Below are 17,894 nucleotides of genomic sequence, written 5' to 3'. Positions count from 1 at the left end.
GGAGGGCTTTCCCCCTCTCCCGCCTCGCTGACGCTCGTCGACCTCTCCCCGCCGGGGAGAGGTGCGCTGTTCCCGTTGGCGCGGTGAACTTGCCCGCCCTGAAGTCGGCCAGCGTTAACGGACCATCCACCGCATCCGCAGCTTTTCCACTGCCGCCATGCACCCGGTGTTAAACATGCCGGGGGTCGCGAGGGATGGGAGAGTGTCGTGGTTCGCCACGTCCTGTTACGGCTGTTTGCCCTTGTCGTCTGTCTCGTTGGCATGGCCCTGCCGGCCGCCGCGCAGCGTGATATTCGCCAATCCGCCATTCCCGATTTCGATGCGGTCGCCGCCGCCAATCGCGGCGTCGGCGGCTTCTATCTCGCCGCCGGCCTTGCCTATGGCCTGCCGTCGAAGCGCGCCTTCAGCCTCGTCGACGGCTTCGCCTGCCCCGGCGTCGGCGTGCCCTATCTCGGCCCTGTCTCGCTCGGCGGCGCCTCGGGCTGCAGCACCACCGCGAACCTCGCCGGCCTCACCGGCCATGCCATGGCGGGTTGGAATTTTGGCGGCCCGAACGGACTCGTGACGGGCCTCGAACTGCGCGGCCGTCTGGGCCGGGAGGGCGGCAATGGCCGCCTCGGCGGCTCCACCCTCGTCTCCATCCCGGGCCTTGCCGCCTATACCAACACGGCGAGCGGCGCCTATCGCGGCAATCTCGACGCCGGCCTCGCCCTGTCCGGCCGCCTTGGCTACGCCTTTTCCGGCATCATGCCATTCGTCCGTGCCGGCCTCGGCATGGCGCGCCTCGCCGAGCAGGTCGATTTCGACGCCACCGGCGCGCGCTCCTGCGCGGTCGGCCCGCCAGTGACCTGCACCACTGGCGGCGTCGTCGCCTGGCGCCAGACGCGCTGGTTGCCCTCCGCCGTGCTCGGCGCCGGTATCGAGGTTCCCTATGGCCGCGTCTTTGTCCGCCTCGACGGCGAGATCGAGGCGGCCTTCTCGCCCTCCTCCAGCCTGATGCGGGAACTGGCCGGCCAGCTCGTCACCGTCACCGGCACCCCGACCGGCGGCCCGTCGACGGCCGGGGCCGCGACGCTGCGGGCGGAGAACTGGGTCGTCACCCGCCGCATCATGCTCACCGGCGGCTTCCGGTTCTGATCCGGCGCCATTATGTTCGCCGCTCGCCCCGGGATGAGCCGGCGGCCGCGACCCCCGGGTGAGAATGTCGACCACGCGCCTGACCACGCTGCCCTCCGGCCTGACCGTCGTCACCGACGCCATGCCCCACCTCAAGACCGCCTCGATCCAGGTCAGCTTCGGCGTCGGTGGTCGTGACGAGCGCCCCGACGAGCACGGCATCAGCCACCTCCTCGAGCACATGGCCTTCAAGGGCACGACCCGCCGCACGCCGCGCGGGCTCGCCGAGGAGATCGAGGCGGTGGGCGGCGACCTCAATGCCGCGACGGCGTCGGAGAGCACGTCCTACTTCGCCAAGGTGCTCGGCGAGGACCTGCCCGTCGCCATCGACATCCTCGCCGACATCCTCACCGATCCGCAGTTCCATCCGGAGGAGCTGGTCAAGGAGAAGAACGTCATCGTCCAGGAGATCGGCGCCGCCGAGGACGATCCGGACGACGTCGTCCTCGACCATTTCATTGCCGAGGCCTATCCCGCCCAGCCCCTCGGTCGCACCATCCTCGGCACCCCCGCCGCGGTGCGCTCGGCGACGCCCGACAAGCTGCGCGCCTATATGGGCCGCTCCTATTCCGCCCCGCGCGCGGTCGTCTCCGCCGCCGGCGCGGTCGACCACGACCGCATCGTCGAGGCCATCGGCCGCGCCTTCGAGGTCCTTCCGAAGGACGCCCCGCCGGCCAACGAGCCCGCCCGCTACCGCGGCGGCATCAGCACGGTGGCCCGTCCGCTGGAGCAGACCAACCTCGTCTTCGGCTTCGAGGGCCTGAGCTACCGCGAGCCCGACATCTACGCCGTCGGCGTCTTCAACAACCTGCTCGGCGGCGGGCTCTCCTCGCGCCTTTTCCAGGAGGTCCGCGAGGAGCGCGGCCTCTGCTACGAGATCCACTCGTTCCACTGGTCCTACAGCGACACCGGCATTTTCGGCATTTCCGCCGGTACCGATCCGGGCGACGCGGTCGATCTCGTGAACCTCACCATGGACGTGCTCAACGCCACGGTGGATGGCGCCACCGATGCCGAGGTCGGCCGCGCCAAGGCGCAGATGAAGGTCGGCCTCCTCGGCGCGCTGGAGAGTTCCGCCTCGCGTACCGACCAGATGGCGCGGCAGATCCTCGTCTTCGGCCGCACCTTCGCGCTGGAGGAGATCGTCGCCAAGATCGACGCCGTGACGGTGGAGGATGCCCGCGCGGCCGGCGCAAGGCTGGTGCGCTCCTCGCCCATGACCTTTGCGGCCATCGGACCCAAGCGTGGGCTGGACAAGGTGCGGAAGCTGGCGGAACAATTCCGCCCGACATGACTCGCCCCACCAAGGCTCCGCCGCAAAGGTCGGCCGCCGCAAAGCCGCTGTCGCTGTTGCGCGCGGTGGGTCTCGCCTACAGCGCGCCGGAGCCCATCCTCACGCCGAAGGTGACGCTGCGCCTTCCCGACATGGGGGATTTCGAGGCCTGGGCAAGCTTGCGCGACCAGAGCCGCCGCTTCCTTGCGCCCTGGGAGCCGGCCTGGCCGCCGGACGACCTGACCCGTCCTGCCTTCCGCCGCCGCATCGCCCGCTATCGCCAGGACTGGCGCGACGACCAGGGCTATGCCTTTTTCCTGCATCGGACCGGGGATGGCGCCCTCGTCGGCGGGCTCACCCTCACCAATGTCCGGCGCGGCGTCGCGCAGATGGTCTCGCTCGGCTACTGGATGGGCGAGGCCCATGCCGGCCAGGGCTACATGAGCGCTGGCGTTCGGGCGCTCATTCCCTATGCCTTCGCGACGCTCGGCTTCCGCCGCATCGAGGCGGCCTGCCTGCCGCACAACGCTGTGTCCGTGGGGCTTCTGGAGCGCGTCGGCTTCACCCGCGAGGGCCTCGCCCGGCAATATCTCTGCATCAACGGCACGTGGATGGACCACGTGCTCTACGCCTTCGTGCAGGGCGACCGGCTCGGCTGAGCCGGCGTCTCAGTCGACGATGAAAAGCCTTGCGCCCTTCGGAGCCGTCGAGCGATGGGCCTCTGCCCCGTCGGCCACCTGGTAGCTCATGCCGGGCTTCAGCACGAAGACGCGGCCGTCCTCCAGCGTCGTCTCGAGCTCTCCCGACAGGCAGAAGAGCACGTGGCCCTTCGAGCACCAGTGGTCGGAGACATAGCCCGGCGTGTACTCGACCATCCGCACGCGGATGGCGTTGTCCGCCGGGCCGAAATGCCGCGTCCGCCACAGCGCCTCGCCCACCTCGCCGGGATGGCGGGTCGGCTCGACCGCCTCCCAGTCGACCGTGCCGAAGGGGATGTCGGACATCTTCATGGGGACTGCCTTCAGAACAGGTGGATCAGGCCGGGCTTGAACAGGCCGATGGCTGAGAAGGCGATGCCGATGAGGCCGAGGCCGCAGGAGAGCCAGGCGAGCGCCATGGCGCCGGTCACCACCGCGGCGGAAGCGAGCACGATGGCGATCTGGAAGGCCGCGGAGGAGATCTCGAAGTCGTGGTAGCGCTTGTAGGCGACGTCGCGCTTCTTCTCCGCCGCCTGGGCGCGCGAGGAGAGCTGGCGGCGACCCTCGTTGGTCTCAGGCTCGTTGTCCCAGCGTGCGGCGCGGCCCTGCCAGGTCTCGATCTGTCGCGTCATCGCCGCCTTGGCCGCCTCGTCGGCGACGGCATTGCGGGTGATGGTCATGTCCTCGGCTGCCGTCGTCACCGCGGTCATGCGGATCGTCTTCGCCTGGAAGAAGGCCCACAGGTTCGAGGCCTCGACATTGGCGTTCAGCGCATCGGTCTGCGAGCTCTTGGCGGCCGTTTCGGCGAGGGCCAGGAACAGGGCGAGGACGGCGATCAGCAGGGCGATCGTCTTGTTGGAGGGGTCCATATGACCGTGGCCGGACATGGCGTGATTCCCTTGGGTGAGACGGAGGATGAATGCTTTGCCCGCCGCCGTGCCGCGGCGCAAGCGGTGCCTTGCCATGTCGCCGCTTGGCGGGACGGGCCGGGGCGTCCTAAACAGCCTTCATGACAGCCCGTCGACTGCCGCGCGGTCGAAGTGCGGCAAGAGGCCCTTTGCATGAGCGATCCCCAAGATCATCACCACGACCACGACCATCAGGTCGATGCACTGGACCGCCCGGACTCGCCCTGGGCGACCGCCCTTGCTCCCTCGCCGAACCACGATGAGCGTCGGGCGAGCATCGACATCCTGCTCCTGCACTATACCGGCATGACCGACGGCATGGCGGCGCTGAAGCGCCTTTGCGATCCGAATGCGCCGCGCGTCTCCGCCCATTATGTCGTCTTCGAGGATGGCGAGATCATCCAGTGCGTCGCCGAGAGCCGCCGCGCCTGGCATGCCGGGGCCGGCTCGTGGCAGGGCCGGGAGGACGTCAATTCCCGCTCCATCGGCATCGAGATCGTCAATCCCGGCCATGAATGGGGCTATCGTCCCTTCCCCGAGGCGCAGATCGCGGCGGTGGTGAACCTGTCGCGCGACATCCTCCTGCGCCGCGGACATATCCCGCCGCTCGGGGTGCTCGCTCATTCCGACACCGCACCCGGCCGCAAGCAGGACCCCGGAGAGCTCTTCCCCTGGCAACGGCTGGCGGAGGAGGGCGTCGGCCTCTGGGTGCCCGCCGCGCCAATTCAGGATGGCCCGACCTATCGCCGCGGCGAGGAGGGCCCGCCCATCCAGGCGCTGCAGGCCATGTTCGGCATGCTAGGCTATGGGTTGCAGGTCACCGGCGTCTTCGATGCGCCGACCGAGGCGGTGGTCACCGCTTTCCAGCGCCACTGGCGGCAGGCGCGCGTCGACGGCATCGCCGATGCCTCGACGCTGCGCACGCTGCGCGACCTCCTTGGCGCCCGCTGACCGGCTTGCCAAACGACGGGCGGGGCGGGAGGTTCGCATGATGCGCGCCGTGCTTGCCCTCCTCGCCGTCCTGTTCGCGTCGGTTCCGGCGTCCGCCCAGTCGAGCCTGCCCGAGGGCTTCATCCACCTCGCGGACGTCGCGCCGACCATCCGCCAGGACATCCGCTATGCCGGCTCCCGCAACTTCCTGGGCCGGCCCGTCGCCGGCTATCTCGCCGGCGAGTGCATCCTCACCCGCCGCGCCGCCGAGGCGCTCGCCCGGGCCCAGGCCGAGATCGCCCCGCGCGGCCTGACCCTTGTCGTCTGGGACTGCTATCGCCCTGCCACCGCCGTCGCCGACATGATGGCCTGGACGCGGGACGCGGCCGACCAGCGGATGAAGGCGGTGTTCTACCCGGCCGTGGACAAGGCCCGCCTCTCGCTCGACGGCTATCTCTCCTCGCGCTCCACCCATTCTCGCGGCTCGACCGTCGATCTCGGCATCGCCCGGGCGGGTGCCGCGCCGGGCTTCGCGAGCGGCGCCTGCACCGCGCCCATCGGCCAGCGCTTCGACGACGGCGCCCTTGATTTCGGCACCTCCTATGATTGCTTCGATGCCGCCGCCCATGTTCGCGCCCCCGGCATCGGCCGCGAGGCGGCGGCCAACCGCGCCATGCTGGCCTCCCTGATGCAGCGCAATGGCTTTCGCGCCTATGCGAAGGAATGGTGGCACTTCCAGCTGGTGCAGGAGCCGTTTCCCGGCCGCAGCTTTGATTTTCCCGTCATGCGGCGCGGACAGAGGTGACGTGATGGGCCGTCCATGACGGAACGGGTTGGTCAGCGACGCATTGTGTTGGAGCAGGCCAGGAGCCGATCCATGACCGATAGTCGTCCCACCACCCCCGACACCGCCCCGACCGGCCGTTCGCTCGGCGCCCATCTCGTGCCGCTGAGGCGCAATTCCGGGTGGCTTTTGGCCGCCGGCATCGTCCTGATCGGGCTCGGTCTCTTCGGCCTTGCCGCCGTCCACCTCTTCTCGCTGGTGAGCGCGCTCGCCTTCGGCGCCATGATGCTGGCGGGCGGCACTGTGCTCCTCGTCGATGCCTTCCAGCACAAGGGCTGGCAGAGCCGCCTCACCATGATCGGTATCGGCGTGGTCTATGTCGTCACCGGCATCCTCGTCTTCTACAATCCGCTCCAGGCGGTCCTCGCCCTCACCGTGGTCTGCGCCGCCATGCTGATGGTGGTCGGCCTGCTTCGCATCATCGCCGCCTTCCAGCTCCGGCCGATGGTCGCCTGGGGCTGGATCCTCGCCTCGGGGCTGCTGTCGCTCCTCCTCGGCCTCGTCATCGCCGTCCAGCTGCCGCAGGCGGCGACCTGGGTGCTCGGTACCTTCCTCGCGGTGGAACTGATCTTCCAGGGCTGGTCCTACATTTTCCTCGCCCGCGCCATCCGCTCGACCTTCGACGGCGTCCATCCCAAACCGGTCGCCTGATGCGGCCCGTCATGGTGACCAAACCCTTGACGGAAACCGTTTCTTAACGGCCGACGGCGTTAATCAGGCGTTGACGGCACGATGCCCGCGGAAAGGCCGGCGGGACGGCGTCGTCACCACGCCCGTGATGCCATGCCGGTCCGCAGCGAGCAGCCGATCCCCACGCCTCCGACGCGCCCCGGCCGCGCGTCGCCGTCGTGGCCGAGGCGCACCGCCCGGACCCGCCAGCGCCTCGCGGGGGCGGCGCGCGGGAGGGGCGGCATGACGTCAGCCATGGCAAGGGACGGTGGGGGCGACGCGCCCCGGCACGTGCCCGTGCTGCTGGCCGAGGTCCTTGGCAGCCTCACGCCGCGCGACGGCGACATCCTCATCGACGGAACCTTCGGCGCCGGTGGCTACACCGCCGCCATCCTCGCTGCCGCCGACACCCGCGTCATCGCCATCGACCGCGACCCCACCGCCATCGCCGCAGGCGCTGCGATGGTCGATGCGTCAGCCGGCCGGCTCACCCTCGTCCACGACCGCTTCGCCAATCTCGACGCGGTGGCCGCGGATTGCGGCCACGCCCTGGTCGACGGCGTCGTGCTCGACATCGGCGTCTCCTCGATGCAGCTCGATGAGGCCGACCGCGGCTTCTCGTTCCGCTTCGACGGACCGCTCGACATGCGCATGGCCCGCGAGGGCGACAGCGCCGCCGACCTGGTCGCCAGGCTCGACGAGACCGACCTCGCCAATCTCATCTACACCTATGGCGAGGAGCGCCTGTCGCGCCACATCGCCAAGGCGATCGTCCGCGAGCGTGCGGAAGCCCCGATCACCACGACCAAGCGCCTCGCCGACATCGTCGGGCGCGTCGTCCGCTCGAAGCCCGGCGACATCCATCCGGCGACGCGCACCTTCCAGGCGCTGCGCATCGCGGTGAACGACGAACTCGGCGAGCTCGAAACGGCCTTGGCCGCGGCCGAGCACGTGCTGAAACCCGGCGGGCGGCTGGTGGTGGTCACTTTCCACTCGCTCGAGGATCGCATCGTCAAGCAGTTTCTCGTCGACCGGTCCGGCAAGGCCCCGGCTGGCTCGCGCCACGCGCCCGCCATGAGCGCGCCGGAGCCGACCTTCACGCTGCTCCACCGCAAGGCTGTCGCTGCCTCCGACGCCGAGAGCGCCGCCAATCCGCGCGCCCGCTCCGCCAAGCTGCGCGCCGCGGTCAGGACCACCGCCCCCGCGAGGCGCCGGCCATGATGCGCGTCCTCAACATCCTCGTGGTTGCGGCGCTGGTGACGGCGGCGGCCTATGTCTATCGCATCAAGTATGAGGCGACGCGCCACGGCGAGCAGGTGGCGAAGCTCCGCCTCGAGATCACCCGGGAGCGCGAGGCCATTGCCGAGCTGAAGGCCCAGTGGGCGCAGCTCAACAGCCCCGACCGGCTCCAGGCGCTGGCCGAGAAGCATCTGCGCCTGCGGCCGCTCGCCATCAACCAGCTGCACGATCTCGCGGGGCTCCCCGAGAAGCCGGTGATCGACCCGGATCCGATCGGCTCCATGCTGCAGGCCATGGAGGCCGGCGGCGAGGGGGGCATCACCACCGGCACCATCCCCGGCGCGATGCCGCTGCCGCAGCGCCGCCCGGCAGGAGGCCGCTGATGACCGACACGACCGCCGACGCCGTGGAGCGGCCGTCCTTCCTGATGCGCACCCGGCATTTCTTCGCCTGGGTGCTGGCCGGTCCGCAGTCCGAGCGCCTGCGCAAGGCGCGCACCCGCGTGCGGCTCGCCATGCTCGGCTTCGGCGCGCTCTACGCGGTGATCGCCGTCAGCCTCGTCGTCTATGTCGTGCGCTATGACCGCTCGGCGCAGTCCGGCGTGCGCAGCGCCGAAGCCGTATCCTCGACTCGCCCGGATATCCTCGACCGCAACGGCGAGGTCCTGGCCACCGACGTGCGCGCCATCTCGCTCTATGCCGAGCCGAGGAAGCTGGCGGCGAGCTTCGACGTCGACGAGGCGACCGAGCTGCTCACCGCCGTCCTGCCCGATCTCGACGCCCGCGAGGTGCGCGAGCGCCTGCGCTCCGGCAAGGGTTTCGTCTGGCTGCGCCGCGAGATCACCCCGGCCCAGCGTGACCAGATCCATCGCCTCGGCATTCCCGGCGTCGGCTTCCTGCGCGAGGCCAAGCGCTCCTATCCGAACGGCCCGACGCTCTCCCACGTCCTGGGCATGGTCAATGTCGACAACCAGGGCCTCGGCGGCATCGAGCGCTACATCGACAACCAGGGCCTCGCCGAACTCCACCGCGCCGGCCTTGTCACCGACCGCAACCAGGCGGCCGTGCAGCTTTCCATCGACCTGCGCGTCCAGCACGTGCTGCGCGACGAGCTGATCCAGGCGCACCAGAAGTTCCGCGCCAAGGCAGCGGCCGGCGTCATCGTCGACGTCAACACTGGAGAGGTCGTGGCGCTCGCCTCGATCCCCGACTACGACCCGAACCAGCCCTCGACCGCCGCCGGCTTCGACCGCGCCAACCGCATCACCACCGGCGTCTACGAGATGGGCTCGGTGATGAAGTCGCTGACCACCGCCATGGCGCTGGATTCGGGCCGTTTCAACATCAACTCCACCTTCGACGCCCGCTTCCCCATGGCGGTCGGCCGGCACCAGGTGAAGGACTTCCACGCCCAGCGCCGCGTGCTCACCCTGCCCGAGGTCTTTACCTTCTCCTCCAATATCGGCACCAGCCGCATGGCGCTGTCGCTTGGCGGCGAGCATCAGCGCGCCTTCCTGCGCCGGCTCGGTCAGTTCGACCGCGTCGTCACCGAGATCGGTCCGTCCACCGCGCCGCTCGTGCCGCGCCGCTGGGCCGACATCACCGCCGCAACGGTCTCCTTCGGCCACGGCATGTCGGTCGCCCCGCTCCAGGCGGTCATGGGCACGGCGGCCCTGGTCAATGGCGGCCGTCTCATCACCCCCACTTTCCTGCGCCGCTCGCCCGAGCAGGTCCAGGCCGCCTCGCGCCAGGTCATCCGGCCCGAGACCTCCAACGCCATGCGCTTCCTGATGCGCCTCAACTCCGAGCGCGGCTCCGGCCGGCGCGCCGATGTCGAGGGCTTCTATGTCGGCGGCAAGACGGGCACCTCCGAGAAGGTCATCGGCGGACGCTATTCCAAGGACAAGCAGCTCAATTCCTTCATGGCGATCTTCCCGGCCGACCAGCCGCGCTACCTGCTCCTCGTCATGCTGGACGAGCCGCGCGGCATCCCCGAGACCCACGGCCTCGCGACCGCCGGCTTCAACGCCGCGCCGACGGCTGGCCGCGTCATCGCCCGTTCCGCGCCGCTCCTCGGCCTTCAGCCGCGCTTCGACCTCGCCCCGGCCATGCAGACGATCCAGGTCGGCTACCGCATGCCGGGACGGTGACCCTCGGTCGCATCGCCCCGACCGGGACACCGCCTAAAGTCCGCCATCTTGTCCCGTGCTGATGCGCGCGATCCGAGAGCCCGCATGACCACCTCTTCCCTGAAATCCCTGCTCGCCGACGAGGCGCCCGGCGACGGCGCTGCGACCCCCGTCACCGGCGTCACCGCCGACAGCCGGGCCGTGGCGAAGGGCAGCCTGTTCTTCGCCCTCAAGGGCGAGAAGACCGACGGCATGGCCTATGCGGAGGCCGCCGCCCGCGCCGGCGCCGCCGCCATCGTCACCGATTCTCCCGCCGCTCCCGCGGCTATAGGCGATGTGCCGGTCGTCCACGTCGCCAATGCGCGCCGCACCCTCGCCATGGCCGCGAGCCGCTTCCATCCGCGCCAGCCCGCCACCATCGCCGCCGTCACCGGCACCTCCGGCAAGACCTCCGTGGCGGCCTTCCTGCGCCAGATCTTCGCCTTTGACGGCCATCCGAGCGCCTCCATCGGCACGGTCGGCGTCGTGCGCCCCTCCGGCAAGGTCTATGGCGGCCTGACGACGCCCGATCCGGTGACCTTGCACCAGACGCTCGACACGCTGGCGGGCGAGGGCGTCACCCACGTCGCCTTCGAGGCCTCGTCCCACGGCCTCGACCAGCACCGGCTCGACGGCGTGCGCATCCAGGCCGCCGGCTTCACCAACCTGTCCCGCGACCATCTCGACTACCACAAGACCTTCGAGGCCTATCGCACGGCGAAGCTGCGGCTTTTCACCGACCTGCTGCCGGCGGACGGCACGGCGGTGGTGGTCGCCGGTCCCGAGGGCGACCATTTCGCCGCCGCGGCGCGCGCGCGCGGCCAGCACCTCGTCATGGTCGGCCGCGATCCCGCCTTTGGCGAGACCGGCATCGCCATCCTCTCCGAGACGATCGAAGGCGCCGCCCAGCGCGTCCGGCTGCGCGCCTTCGGCCGTGACCGTGAGGTGCTGATCCCGCTGCTGGGCCGCTTCCAGGTGGAGAACGCCCTCGTCGCCGCCGGCCTTGCGGTCGGCTGCGGCACCGATCCGGACACAGCGCTCGCCGCGCTGGAGACGCTGGAGGGCGCCAAGGGCCGGCTCGAATTCGTCGGAGCCAAGGACGGCGCCCCGGTCGTCGTCGACTATGCCCACAAGCCGGGCGCCCTCGAGACCGTGCTCGAGGCGGCCCGCCCCTTCGCGGCGCGCAAGCTCGTCGTGGTCGTTGGCTGCGGCGGCGACCGCGATCCCGGCAAGCGGCCGATGATGGGCCGTATCGCCGTCGACAAGGCCGACCGCGTCATCGTCACCGACGACAATCCCCGCTCCGAGGACCCGGCTGCGATCCGCTCCCAGGTCCTCGCCGATGCTCCCGGCGCCGAGGAGATCGGCGACCGCGCCGAGGCGATCCGCGCCGCCGTGCGCGATCTTCGGCCGGGCGATCTCCTTGTCATTGCCGGCAAGGGCCACGAGACCGGCCAGATCGTCGGCTCCGTGACGTTGCCATTCTCCGACCACGAGGTCGCCCTCGCCGCGATCCGTGACTTCTCGTCCGACCGCTCCGCGAAAGGCCCGGCCGCATGACCCAGCAGCCCCTGTGGACCACCGAAGCTCTCGCCCGCGCCATGGGCGGCCGCATCCTCGGCAAGCCCGCCGCCACGATCTCCGACATCTCCATCGACACGCGCACGCTGAATGCGGGCGAGGCCTATGTCGCCATCAAGGGCCTTGCCCATGACGGCCACGCCTTTGCCGGCGCCGCGCTGGAGAAGGGCGCATCCGTTGCAGTTATCTCGGAGGACTGGGCGCAGGCGGCCCCGCCCGGCGCCTATATCGCCGTCGCCGATCCCTTAAAGGCGCTGGAGAGGGCGGGCATCGTCGCCCGCGCCCGCACCGCCGCGAAGATCGTCGGCATCACCGGCTCGGTCGGCAAGACCTCGACCAAGGAGACGCTGGCCCGCGTGCTGGCGCGCGAGGGCCGCACCCATGCCCCGCCGAAGAGCTTCAACAACCATATCGGCGTGCCGCTCACCCTTGCCCGCATGCCTGCCGGCGCGGAGTTCGGCGTCTTCGAGATCGGCATGAACCATGCCGGCGAGATCACGCCGCTCACCCGCATGGTCCGACCCGACGTTGCCGTCATCACCGCCATCGAGGCGGTCCATATCGAGAATCTCGGCTCGATAGAGGCCATCGCCGACGCCAAGGCCGAGATCTTCGTCGGCGTCGAGCATGGCGGTGTCGCCGTCCTGCCGCGCGACAACCGCTTCTACGAGCGACTCGCCAAGGCCGCCCGCGCCGCCGGTATCGAGACGATCGTCTCCTTCGGCGAACATGAGGAGGCCGATGTCCGCCTCATGCGCATCGTGCTGGCGGCCGAATGCTCCACCGTCTTCGCCCGCGTCATGGGCACGGACGTCACCTACAAGTTTGGCGCCCCTGGCAAGCATCTCGCCATGAACTCGCTGGCCGTGCTCGCAGCGGCGAAGCTCGTCGGCTGTGATCTCGCGCTGACCGCGCTCACCCTCGGCGAGACCCGTGCGGTCGCCGGCCGCGGCGAGAAGAGCCTGCGCCGCCTGCCCTCGGGCGCCTTCACCCTGCTCGACGAGAGCTACAACGCCAATCCGGTCTCGGTGCGCGCCGCCATCTCCGTGCTTGCCGGCGCGCCGAAGGGGCCGCAGGGCCGCCGCATCGTCGTGCTCGGCGACATGCTGGAGCTTGGCAATGAGGCCGAGCGGCTCCACGCCGAACTCGCCGAGCCCATCGACAAGGGCAGCATCGACCTCGTCTTCTGCTCCGGCCCGATGATGCGCCATCTCTGGGACCGCCTGCCGCCCCACCGCCGCGCCGGCTATGCGCCGACCGCCGCCGAACTCGAGCCGCTGGTGGTCCGCGGCCTCAAGCCCGGCGACGTGGTGATGGTGAAGGGATCGCGCGGCAGCCGCATGGCCCCCCTGGTGGAGACGCTGAAAGCCACCTACGAGGCGGTTCCGGCCGAGGACCAGCAGGGCGCCGCCTGAGCCGCATGGGCATGGGCGAACCGGCGGGGTTTGCCTCGCCGGTCCCGCAGGGCATATCGGAGCCGGGGGAAGCCGGGCCGCCGCGCTGATTCGCGAGGGCGGGGACGGATCACGACAGAAAGACGACACACGCAATGTTCGCCTTCCTTGCCGAATTTGCCGGCGTGTTCTCGCCGCTGAACCTGTTCCGCTACATCACCTTCCGCACCGGCGGGGCCATCGTCACGGCGCTCATCTTCGTCTTCCTGTTCGGACCGGGGCTGATCCAGCTCCTGCGCCTCAAGCAGGGCAAGGGCCAGCCGATCCGCGCCGACGGCCCCGAGAGCCACCTCGCCAAGAAGGGCACGCCCACCATGGGCGGCCTGATGATCCTCTCCGGCCTCGTCATCTCGACCCTGCTCTGGGCGAACCTGAAGAGCCCCTATGTCTGGATCCTGCTCTTCGTCCTGCTCGGCTTCGGCGCCATCGGCTTCTATGACGACTATCTGAAGGTCACGAAGCAGACCCATGCCGGCTTCTCCAGCAAGGCACGGCTCGCCCTCGAATTCCTCATCGCCGGCCTTGCGGTCACCGCCGTCATGTCGGTGACGCGCGAGCCGCTCAACACCTCGGTCTTCTTCCCCTTCATCAAGGATCTGTCGGTCAATATCGGCTACCTGATGATCCTCTTCGGGGCCTTCGTCATTGTCGGCTCAGGCAATGCGGTGAACCTCACCGACGGCCTCGACGGCCTCGCCATCGTGCCGGTGATGATCGCCGCCGGCACATTCGGAATCATCGCCTATCTCTCGGGCAATGCCTTCTTCGCCAACTACCTTCAGATCACCCACGTGCCTGGCACCGGTGAGATCATCGTCGTCATCGGAGCATTGATCGGCGCGGGTCTCGGTTTCCTCTGGTTCAACGCCCCGCCCGCGCAGATCTTCATGGGCGACACCGGCTCGCTGGCGCTGGGCGGCCTCATCGGCACCATCGCGGTCGCGGTGAAGCACGAGATCGTGCTGCTGGTGGTCGGCGGCCTCTTCGTGCTGGAGGCCGTCTCGGTCATCGTGCAGGTCGTGTCGTTCAAGCTGACGGGGAAGCGCGTCTTCCGCATGGCGCCGATCCACCACCATTTCGAGAAGAAGGGCTGGTCCGAGCCGCAGGTGGTGGTGCGCTTCTGGATCATCGCCTTCGTGCTGGCGCTCGCCGGCCTGTCGACGCTGAAGCTGCGCTGACATGATCCCGGTCACGACCTTCCGCGGCACCTCGGTCGCGGTCTTCGGCCTCGGCGGATCGGGCCTTGCCACCTGCGCGGCCCTGCGCGAGGGCGGCGCCCGCGTCATCGCCTGGGACGACAATCCCGGCTCGGTCGCGAAGGCCGCTGCCGCCGGCCACGAGACCGCCGACCTGCGCACCATCGACTGGTCCGGCGTCGCGGCCCTCGTCCTTGCCCCCGGCGTGCCGCTGACCCATCCCGCACCGCACTGGAGCGTCGGCCTTGCCCGCGCCAATGGTGTCGAGGTGCTGGGCGACATCGAGCTGTTCTGCCGCGAGCGGCGGGCCACCGCGCCGGCCTCGCCCTTCGTCGCCATCACCGGCACCAACGGCAAGTCGACCACCACCGCGCTCGTCACCCACATCCTCGCGGCGACCGGCCGCGATCCGCAGATGGGCGGCAATATCGGCACCGCCGTGCTGTCCCTCAGCCCGCCGGCGACCGGCCGCAGCCACGTGGTCGAGTGCTCGTCCTTCCAGATCGATCTTGCGCCTTCGATCGATCCGTCCGTCGGCATCTGCCTAAATGTGACGCCCGACCATCTCGACCGCCACGGCACGCTCGACCTCTATGCCGGCGTGAAGGAGCGCCTTGTCGCCGGCGTGCCGGTTGGCGGCACCGTCATCTGCGGTATCGACGACCGCCACACCCAGGCCATGGCCGACCGCGCCGAGCGGGCAGGGCGCCGCGTGCTGCGCATCTCCATCCGCAATCCCGTCGCCGACGGCCTCTGCCTCGATGGCCCCGACATCGTGAGGGTCGCGGCCGGGGCGGTGACGAAACGCTTCTCGCTCGCCGGCTGTGGGGCGCTGCGCGGCACCCACAATGCCCAGAACGCCATGGCGGCCTACGGCGCCTGCGAGGCGCTCGGCCTCTCGCACGAGGCCATCGTCGCGGCCATGCTGACCTTCCCGGGCCTTGCCCACCGGATGGAGCAGGTCGGCCGGATCGGCAAGGTGCTCTTCGTCAACGATTCCAAGGCGACCAATGCCGATTCCGCCGAGAAGGCGCTGGCCGCCTTCTCCGACATCTACTGGATCGCCGGCGGCACCCCGAAGGAGGGCGGCATCGCCCCGCTCGCGGCCTATTTTCCGCGCATCGCGAAGAGCTATCTCATCGGCAAGTCGGCCGAGGATTTCGCTGGGACGCTGGGCGCCCATCCCCACGTCGTCGCCGGCACGCTCGACAGGGCTGTGGCCTTGGCTGCCGCCGATGCGGCCGCGGGCGCCGCCGCGCACCCGGTGGTGCTGCTTTCGCCGGCCTGCGCCAGCTATGACCAGTTCCCCAACTTCGAGGTCCGCGGCAAGGCCTTCCGGGACCTGGTGCTGGCCATGCCCGGGGTCGAGAAGGCCTGACGCCTCTCGCTGGCGCCCCCACCCCGCGCGGTTAACGAAGCGTTGAGCCACGCGCTTTAGATTTCCTGAAAGCCTGCTCCAGCGGGCGGATTTTGCATGGCGGGGATGGCGCATGATCTCCAGGGCTGAACGCACCACCTTCGGCGAATGGTGGTGGACGGTCGACCGGCTGCTGCTCTCGGCCCTGTTCGGCCTGATGCTGGCCGGCATCGTGCTGTCGCTCGCCGCATCGCCAGCGGTCGCCCACCGCATCGGCCTCGACACGTTCCACTTCGTCAATCGCCAGGTCTTCTTCCTGATCCCCGCCACGGCGGTGCTGATCGGAACATCGTTCCTGTCGCCCTACTGGATCCGCCGCCTCGCCTTCGTCGCCTTCATCGGTGCGCTGGTCCTCGTGGTCGCGACCCTCTTCATCGGCGCCGAGATCAAGGGCGCGCGCCGCTGGCTGAGCTTCGCCGGAATCGGCCTCCAGCCCTCCGAGTTCCTGAAACCCGCCTTCGTGGTGCTGGCCGCCTGGCTCTTCGCCGAGAGCGCCAAGCGCCCGGAAATGCCGGCAAACCTCCTCGCCATGCTGCTCCTCGGCGCCACCGTCACGCCGCTGGTCCTCCAGCCCGACGTTGGCCAGACCTCGCTCATCACCGCCGTCTGGGCGGCGCTGTTCTTCATGGCCGGCATGCGCTGGCTCTGGGTCTTCGGCCTCGCCGGGGTCGGCGCTGCCGGCATTGTCGGTGCCTATTTCACCTTCCCCCATGTGCGCCGCCGCATCGACAAGTTCATGGAACCCGGCACTGCCGACACGTTCCAGGTCGATGTCGCCATCGACGCCTTCCAGCAGGGCGGCTGGTTCGGCAAGGGACCGGGCGAGGGCACGGTCAAGCGCATCATCCCCGACAGCCACACGGACTTTATCTTCGCCGTGGCGGCCGAGGAATTCGGCGCCATCCTCTGCCTCGTCATCATCGCCCTCTTCGCCTTCGTCGTGCTGCGCTCGCTCTCCCACGCCTATCGTGACGAGGACCCGTTCTGCCGCTTCGCCGTGGCGGGCCTTGCCATGCTGTTCGGCCTGCAGAGCTGCATCAACCTGATGGTGAACCTCCACCTCATCCCGCCAAAGGGCATGACGCTGCCTTTCGTCTCCTATGGCGGTTCCTCCCTCATCGCGCTGGCCTTCGGCATGGGCATGCTCATCGCCCTGACGCGGCGGCGGCCGAGGGCCGAGACCCTGGCCGAGGTCGGTCACTACCGGGCGGGCCGGGCCTGACATGACCCAGCCCCTCGTCCTCGTCTGCGCCGGCGGCACCGGCGGTCATCTCTTCCCCGCCGAGGCGCTGTCGGTAGCGCTCGCGGCGCGCGGCTGCACCGTCGACCTCGTCACCGACGAGCGCGCCGAGAAATATGGCCGGGCCTTCCCGGCCCGCTCGACGCATATCGTCTCCTCCGCCACGATCGGCTCCAAGAACCCGCTGGATCTTGCCCGCGCAGCCTGGCGTCTCGGCGCCGGTTATCTCTCGTCGCGTGGCCTGATGCGGCGCCTGCGGCCGGTGGCCGTCGTCGGCTTCGGCGGCTATCCCACCCTGCCGCCGATGTTCGCGGCCACCCAGGTCGGCGTGCCCACGATCATCCATGACCAGAACGCCGTGATGGGCCGCGCCAACCGGCAGCTCTCATCGCGCGTCACCGCCATCGCCACCTCCTTTCCCGGCGTGCTCGACGGCAATCCGGCGCTCGCCGCCAAGGCGATCTTCACCGGCAATCCCGTCCGCCCGATGGTCATCGAGGCCGCCGCCATCCCCTATGATCCGCCGCAACCCGAAGGGCCGTTCCGCCTGTGCGTCTTCGGCGGCAGCCAGGGTGCCCGCGTCATGAGCGAGATCGTGCCCCCCGCCCTTGCGCAGATCGATCCTTCGCTGCGCGCCCGCCTCGTCCTCGTCCAGCAGGCCCGCGCTGAAGACCGCGCGGGAGTCGAGGCCGCCTATGCCGGGCTCGGCGTCGCGGCCGAGGTTGCGCCCTTCTTCGTCGACCTGCCGGCGCGGATCGCCGCCGCCCATCTCGTCATCGGCAGGTCCGGCGCCTCCACCGTGGCTGAACTCTCGGTCATCGGCCGGCCCTCCATTCTCGTGCCGCTGCCGCACGCCCTCGACCAGGACCAGCTGATGAACGCCGCGACGCTGGCCTCGGCAGGGGCGGCGACGGTGGTCAAGCAATCGGACTTCACGCCCGACTGGCTCGCCGGTGAGCTGACGCGCCTCCTCACCGATCCCACCCCGCTCGCCGCGGCTGCCACCGCCGCCCGCGCCCAGGGCCACGCGGATGCCGCCGACCGCCTCGCCGATCTCGTGGTGAAGACCGCGGGGCTGGCGGCCTGAGGGCCGCTTCTGCCA

General features: G+C 69.9%; 17 protein-coding genes. 15 read left to right on the top strand and 2 right to left on the bottom strand.

Features of this window, described 5'->3' with window-relative positions; genetic code table 11:
- Positions 1-207 precede the first annotated feature (207 nt).
- From O9344_RS01065 to O9344_RS01055, 3 genes are all read left to right on the top strand, one after another.
- A complete protein-coding gene (locus O9344_RS01065) occupies positions 208-1,137 on the top strand; it encodes a hypothetical protein (protein WP_298471774.1) in 930 nt (309 codons plus the stop codon).
- A 64-nt stretch (positions 1,138-1,201) separates the two neighbouring features.
- Positions 1,202-2,470 carry a pitrilysin family protein gene (locus tag O9344_RS01060; RefSeq protein WP_298471771.1) on the top strand — a complete coding sequence of 423 codons (1,269 nt, stop codon included), beginning with the start codon at positions 1,202-1,204 and terminating at the stop codon, positions 2,468-2,470.
- Entirely contained in the window at positions 2,467-3,108 is a 642-nt protein-coding gene (locus tag O9344_RS01055) for a GNAT family protein (RefSeq protein ID WP_298471768.1), read from the top strand. Before O9344_RS01060 ends, O9344_RS01055 begins: the two co-directional genes overlap by 4 nt.
- Positions 3,109-3,117: 9 nt before the next feature.
- Here O9344_RS01055 and O9344_RS01050 read toward each other — a convergent pair whose 3' ends face one another.
- Entirely contained in the window at positions 3,118-3,459 is a 342-nt protein-coding gene (locus O9344_RS01050; protein ID WP_298471765.1) for a DHCW motif cupin fold protein, read from the bottom strand.
- A gap of 11 nt (positions 3,460-3,470) precedes the next feature.
- Complete coding sequence (locus O9344_RS01045; RefSeq protein ID WP_298471762.1) at positions 3,471-4,034, bottom strand: DUF4337 domain-containing protein; 564 nt, start codon at positions 4,032-4,034, stop codon at positions 3,471-3,473.
- Positions 4,035-4,208: 174 nt separating this feature from the next.
- Between O9344_RS01045 and O9344_RS01040 the strand changes: the two genes are divergently transcribed.
- The 12 genes from O9344_RS01040 (at position 4,209) to murG (ending at position 17,879) form a co-directional block, all read left to right on the top strand.
- Entirely contained in the window at positions 4,209-5,006 is a 798-nt protein-coding gene (locus tag O9344_RS01040; RefSeq protein ID WP_298471758.1) for an N-acetylmuramoyl-L-alanine amidase, read from the top strand.
- A gap of 37 nt (positions 5,007-5,043) precedes the next feature.
- Positions 5,044-5,790: a M15 family metallopeptidase gene (locus O9344_RS01035; protein WP_363321902.1), complete on the top strand. Its 747-nt coding sequence runs from the start codon at positions 5,044-5,046 to the stop codon at positions 5,788-5,790.
- Between the two features lie 72 nt (positions 5,791-5,862).
- The gene (locus O9344_RS01030; protein WP_298471755.1) at positions 5,863-6,480 is read left to right on the top strand and encodes an HdeD family acid-resistance protein; all 618 of its coding nucleotides are present in this window, start codon (positions 5,863-5,865) and stop codon (positions 6,478-6,480) included.
- A 261-nt stretch (positions 6,481-6,741) separates the two neighbouring features.
- Complete coding sequence (gene rsmH, locus O9344_RS01025; RefSeq protein WP_363321900.1) at positions 6,742-7,719, top strand: 16S rRNA (cytosine(1402)-N(4))-methyltransferase RsmH; 978 nt, start codon at positions 6,742-6,744, stop codon at positions 7,717-7,719.
- Positions 7,716-8,120 carry a hypothetical protein gene (locus O9344_RS01020; RefSeq protein WP_298471753.1) on the top strand — a complete coding sequence of 135 codons (405 nt, stop codon included), beginning with the start codon at positions 7,716-7,718 and terminating at the stop codon, positions 8,118-8,120. Before rsmH ends, O9344_RS01020 begins: the two co-directional genes overlap by 4 nt.
- Positions 8,120-9,886 carry a penicillin-binding protein 2 gene (locus O9344_RS01015; RefSeq protein WP_298471750.1) on the top strand — a complete coding sequence of 589 codons (1,767 nt, stop codon included), beginning with the start codon at positions 8,120-8,122 and terminating at the stop codon, positions 9,884-9,886. The genes O9344_RS01020 and O9344_RS01015 overlap by 1 nt, the downstream gene beginning before the upstream one ends.
- 84 nt (positions 9,887-9,970) lie before the next feature.
- On the top strand, positions 9,971-11,464 hold the full coding sequence (locus tag O9344_RS01010) for a UDP-N-acetylmuramoyl-L-alanyl-D-glutamate--2,6-diaminopimelate ligase (protein ID WP_298471747.1): 1,494 nt from the start codon (positions 9,971-9,973) through the stop codon (positions 11,462-11,464).
- Entirely contained in the window at positions 11,461-12,900 is a 1,440-nt protein-coding gene (locus tag O9344_RS01005) for a UDP-N-acetylmuramoylalanyl-D-glutamyl-2,6-diaminopimelate--D-alanyl-D-alanine ligase (RefSeq protein ID WP_298471745.1), read from the top strand. Before O9344_RS01010 ends, O9344_RS01005 begins: the two co-directional genes overlap by 4 nt.
- Positions 12,901-13,034: 134 nt before the next feature.
- Positions 13,035-14,117 (top strand): phospho-N-acetylmuramoyl-pentapeptide-transferase, encoded by a 1,083-nt coding sequence (gene mraY, locus O9344_RS01000; protein WP_108174994.1) that lies wholly within the window; start codon positions 13,035-13,037, stop codon positions 14,115-14,117.
- Position 14,118: 1 nt separating this feature from the next.
- Positions 14,119-15,513: a UDP-N-acetylmuramoyl-L-alanine--D-glutamate ligase gene (gene murD / locus O9344_RS00995; RefSeq protein WP_298471741.1), complete on the top strand. Its 1,395-nt coding sequence runs from the start codon at positions 14,119-14,121 to the stop codon at positions 15,511-15,513.
- Positions 15,514-15,625: 112 nt separating this feature from the next.
- A complete protein-coding gene (ftsW, locus tag O9344_RS00990) occupies positions 15,626-16,774 on the top strand; it encodes a putative lipid II flippase FtsW (RefSeq protein WP_298471738.1) in 1,149 nt (382 codons plus the stop codon).
- A gap of 1 nt (position 16,775) precedes the next feature.
- Positions 16,776-17,879 carry an undecaprenyldiphospho-muramoylpentapeptide beta-N-acetylglucosaminyltransferase gene (gene murG, locus O9344_RS00985; protein WP_298471734.1) on the top strand — a complete coding sequence of 368 codons (1,104 nt, stop codon included), beginning with the start codon at positions 16,776-16,778 and terminating at the stop codon, positions 17,877-17,879.
- Positions 17,880-17,894: the final 15 nt, after the last annotated feature.

Origin of the sequence: Phreatobacter sp. (assembly GCF_027532945.1) — a bacterium.
Lineage (GTDB): Bacteria > Pseudomonadota > Alphaproteobacteria > Rhizobiales > Phreatobacteraceae > Phreatobacter.
This window is presented reverse-complemented; position numbering and strand designations above follow the sequence as displayed.